Annotated in this window: 6 protein-coding genes; 5 read left to right on the forward strand and 1 reads right to left on the reverse strand. The window is 44.2% G+C overall.

Annotated elements, in window-relative coordinates; genetic code table 11:
* Nucleotides 1–110: 110 nt before the first annotated feature.
* The 5 genes from QUA25_RS28770 to QUA25_RS28790 all read left to right on the forward strand — a co-directional run bounded on the left by QUA25_RS28770 (nucleotide 111) and on the right by QUA25_RS28790 (nucleotide 3,645).
* Entirely contained in the window at nucleotides 111–899 is a 789-nt protein-coding gene (locus QUA25_RS28770) for a HipA family kinase (RefSeq protein WP_333043076.1), read from the forward strand.
* Nucleotides 877–1,341, forward strand: a complete 465-nt coding sequence (locus QUA25_RS28775; RefSeq protein ID WP_333043077.1) for a DUF3037 domain-containing protein — start codon at nucleotides 877–879, stop codon at nucleotides 1,339–1,341. Before QUA25_RS28770 ends, QUA25_RS28775 begins: the two co-directional genes overlap by 23 nt.
* Entirely contained in the window at nucleotides 1,307–1,930 is a 624-nt protein-coding gene (locus QUA25_RS28780; RefSeq protein WP_333043078.1) for an MAPEG family protein, read from the forward strand. Before QUA25_RS28775 ends, QUA25_RS28780 begins: the two co-directional genes overlap by 35 nt.
* Before the next feature lie 150 nt (nucleotides 1,931–2,080).
* On the forward strand, nucleotides 2,081–2,953 hold the full coding sequence (blaOXA, locus tag QUA25_RS28785) for a class D beta-lactamase (RefSeq protein WP_333043079.1): 873 nt from the start codon (nucleotides 2,081–2,083) through the stop codon (nucleotides 2,951–2,953).
* Between the two features lie 305 nt (nucleotides 2,954–3,258).
* Nucleotides 3,259–3,645 carry an IS630 transposase-related protein gene (locus QUA25_RS28790; protein ID WP_333043080.1) on the forward strand — a complete coding sequence of 129 codons (387 nt, stop codon included), beginning with the start codon at nucleotides 3,259–3,261 and terminating at the stop codon, nucleotides 3,643–3,645.
* A 51-nt stretch (nucleotides 3,646–3,696) separates the two neighbouring features.
* Here QUA25_RS28790 and QUA25_RS28795 read toward each other — a convergent pair.
* On the reverse strand, nucleotides 3,697–3,972 hold a 276-nt coding region (locus QUA25_RS28795), incomplete at its 5' end, for a transposase (RefSeq protein WP_333043081.1).

Genomic DNA, 3,972 nt, shown 5'->3' on the forward strand with positions numbered 1-3,972 from the left:
TGATTTTAAATCATCCAAATCTTCCTTCAGTCTTGTCTTATGGTACTCTGGCTGCCTAAAAACTGTCCGGAGTATTGATCTAAAATCTCAAATATAAAATCTAAAATAGCATGAGTATTAGCTTGCGAACAGTCACTGCTACCAGATATGTCACTCCCTTACGCGAGGGCGGGTCGCTACCCGCGATCGTCGAAGCAGATGATGATGGTTTGTACGTGCTCAAATTTCGCGGTGCGGGTCAGGGAGCCAAATCTCTGATCGCGGAGTTAGTCGCGGGAGAGATTGCTCGCGCCTCCGGGCTCCCAGTCCCCGAACTCGTCTTTGTTGAACTCGATTCCGAACTGGCTCGCACTGAGCCTGACCCGGAAATTCAAGATTTGATCCGAGCAAGTGCTGGCCTCAACCTTGCCCTCGACTATCTCCCGGGCTCGATCACTTTTGACCCGATAGCGGGGAAGTCCGATGCGGATTTGGCCTCAGAAATCGTCTGGTTCGATGCTTTTGTAACTAACATCGATCGCACGCCGCGCAATGCAAATATGCTGGTATGGCACCGTCGGCTTTGGCTGATCGATCACGGTGCAGCCCTCTACTTCCACCACACCTGGAAAGATTATCTCTCGCGCAGCCACGATCGTTTTCCGCCAATCAAAGACCACGTTCTACTGCGTTTTGCCAGTACGCTGGAAGCGGCAAATTCAAAGATGACTCAAACGCTAACCCCGGACATCATTCGCAACATTGTTAAACTAATTCCTGATACTTGGCTGGTGGGAGATTCTCCTTTCAGCGATAGCAACCAACATCGGAATGCTTATATTGAGTACCTGCTAAATCGGCTAGAATCACCACATATTTTTTTGGAGGAAGCGATTAGTGCCCGATCGATTTCTGTATGATTACGCCATTATCCGCGTCGTTCCCAAAGTCGAGCGCGAGGAGTTTATCAACGTCGGGGCGATCGTTTCCTGCGGTACGAAAAAATTCCTCGAAGCCCGTATCGAAATTGATGAACAGCGGTTGATGGCGATCGACTCAACGTTGGATCTGGAAATGATTCGCAATCACCTAGCAGTCATTCCCATCATTTGTGCAGGCGGCAAGGAATCTGGCGCGATCGGTCAACTTCCCCACAGAGAGCGCTTTCACTGGCTCGTAGCACCCCGCAGCACGATCGTTCAGACATCGCGGGTACACACTGGTTTTTGCCAGAATCTACCGGGTGCGATCGAACACTTGCTCGATACGATGGTGCGATCGTCATGCCGAAAACCATCTGTAAAGGCTCAGTTGCTAGCGGCGGGAATTGACACTCAGGAGATGCGATCGCACTCTAGTTAGCGTCAGCTTGTCGGTTAGATGCTGCTTTGAGCTTGGTGGGCGATCTATCGATTTCCGAAAACAGCCAGAATCGAAGCATCCTCAAGCTGTTTTAGCTAAAAATGAGAATGCCAGAACAAGAGTCTTGACCGATAACTTTTCTAAAGTCTTAGCAGCAGTTTCGCAAGGTAGAAAGATGATGCAAATTGAAGCGACAAATATGACTTTCCCTCTCTGGGGTTTAACAATTTTCATTTTGTGGACGATCGCAGTTGTTGTTATGCTGCTGACAGTCAGGATTCGGCATCTGTCTGCGGGCGGATCTGTAAAAGATTTCGGCACACAAAACGATGACAGCTTGCTTTGGCGACTATTTCGAGTACAATCCAACTTGATAGAAAACCTGCCTTTGTATTTGGGAGTTGTTTTTCTTCTAACAGTTAGGGGTGTTTCAGGAACAGCAGTAGATTTGCTGATTGTTGTGTACATCCTATTTCGGCTTGTACATTCAGTGATTCACATCGCTGGTCTCGATCCCAAGTTTCGGTTATTCAGCTTAGTAATTCAGTTAAGCTGTTTGGTAGCCTTAACTATTATGGCAGTTTTATAGTTGATAAATTACGCAATTGCAACCTATATATAGTAGGTGGCGTCAGGACAAACCTTAATTGTTTCTTACAAAGCGTAAGTCAGATGCACCTTACAAGTCGATCGCCCCTGTGACATTACTGCCTGTGAGTTGGCTAACTTATTGAACTTTATGAACCGAATCTCTCGTGCGATCGCTGTTGTTTTAATTGTATTAGGCTGCATTACTTTTGTTTTAGTTCAGCCACCGCAATCAGCCTTAACCGTGCCACCTCCAGTGCAAGAATCTCCACGACGGGGAGGAGATGTTGCTGAGACAATGAATTTTGGACGGCACTTTCAAGAACTAGGAGTTGAAGGCTCGATCGCAATTTACGATTTGAATAGCGCTCGGTTTTATCAACACAACCCGCAGCGTAACGCCACAGCTTTTTTACCTGCATCTACATTTAAGATTCTCAACTCTCTAATTTCTTTAGAAACAGGGGTAATTTCAAATGAAATTGCCGTGCTAACTTGGGACGGAACTCAAAGGCAAATTCCCGCATGGAATCGAGACTTGAATATGAGAGAAGCTATGAAACTTTCCGCCGTTTGGTTTTACCAAGTTCTCGCCCGCCGAGTCGGACACGAGCAAATGCAAAAATGGGTAGCTAAAGTCGGTTATGGCAACCAAAAAATCGGTAACAAAGACGATATTGACAAATTCTGGTTAGAGGGAGAACTGCGAATCACACCCAACGAGCAAATTCAATTTCTCCGCCGTCTATACAAAAATGACTTACCCTTTTCTGAGCGATCGCTGTCTTTGGTGAAAGACATCATAATTGTTGAACAAACTCCCGATTACACAATTAGAGCCAAAACAGGATGGGCAAATTTTGGAGAACAAACAAAGCCTCAGATTGGCTGGTATGTAGGTTATTTAGAGAAGAATAAAAATGTTTACTTTTTTGCGACAAACATTGACATCCGCAACAATAATGACGCACCTGCAAGAATCGAGTTAACCCGCCGTTGCTTCAAGGATCTTGCGCTGCTGTAACTGCGTTATTTGTTCTCTTATATTGGCAAAAACGCTAGCGGTTAGGCTAACGGTGGCAGCCAAAACAGCCATTTATTCGATGCCTGAGTTCGATCGTAGGAAGCCGAGTCTTTTAAATCTTTTAAAACTTAGGCAATTGGCACATATAGAAATCCTTGCAGGAGTCGTAAACTTTTTACCCCACCCCAACCCTCCCCGAACCCAAGGGGAGGGAGTAAGAAACTCACAAATGATGCGAGGATTGCTATATACAGCACTTCCGGATGTTATGAGGTACAATAGAATCAACTAAAAATAATATACCAATGAAAGCATACTCAGTATATTTGCGAGCCAAAATAGTAGCAGCCCATTTAGAACAGAAGCTGTCGATCAGAAAAACAGCAGAAATATTTGCCTGCAGTAAAAGCTTAGTTCAAAAACTTGTCAAGCAACAAAAAATCGAGGGAAATTTACAGCCTAAACCCAGGGGTAAACCCAGATTCAGTCATTTAAATACTGCGTCAAAACAATTAAGAGAAATAGTGGCAGCACATCCCGATGCAACCTTGGTAGAATTGTGTGAGTTATTCGCCCAAAAGACCGGAAATTGGGTAGGCAGAACAGCAATGTGTAGTGCCTTACAGAAGTTGGGATTAAATCGTAAAAAAAAACAGTCAGAAGTAGTCAAGCAGGCACAGAAAGAGTCATGAAGTTAAGATTAAGTAAGTCGGCAGGAAAATTCGTAAGTATGTAACAAAATGTTAAGTAACCAGCTCGGCTCTCAATTTAATGCGTTTTGTAGAGTAGTTTCCTTTTTTTCCTCTAGCTTCTACCCCATTAATTACGGCATAAGCTAGCTCTAATTCATCTTCAAACATTTGTCCGGCTAGCTCATCTTTTTTGATGTGTTGCCACTCCAATTCTATGGGATTCATTTCTGAGCAATATTTAGGTAAAAACAAGATATAGCGATCGCAAATGATTTGTAAATCATCGAGCGTGTATAATGAGAGATGTAAATCTAAGTATAAGTTGAG

The sequence above is a fragment of the Microcoleus sp. Pol17C6 genome (assembly GCF_036701145.1).
In the GTDB taxonomy this organism is placed as follows: Bacteria; Cyanobacteriota; Cyanobacteriia; order Cyanobacteriales; family Microcoleaceae; genus Microcoleus.

Bases quoted from the DNA above. Each gene is read 5' to 3' on its own strand.
- QUA25_RS28770 (WP_333043076.1), top strand. From the start codon at position 111: ATGAGTATTAGCTTGCGAACAGTCACTGCTACCAGATATGTCACTCCC.
- blaOXA (WP_333043079.1), top strand. From the start codon at position 2,081: ATGAACCGAATCTCTCGTGCGATCGCTGTTGTTTTAATTGTATTAGGC.
- QUA25_RS28790 (WP_333043080.1), top strand. From the start codon at position 3,259: ATGAAAGCATACTCAGTATATTTGCGAGCCAAAATAGTAGCAGCCCAT.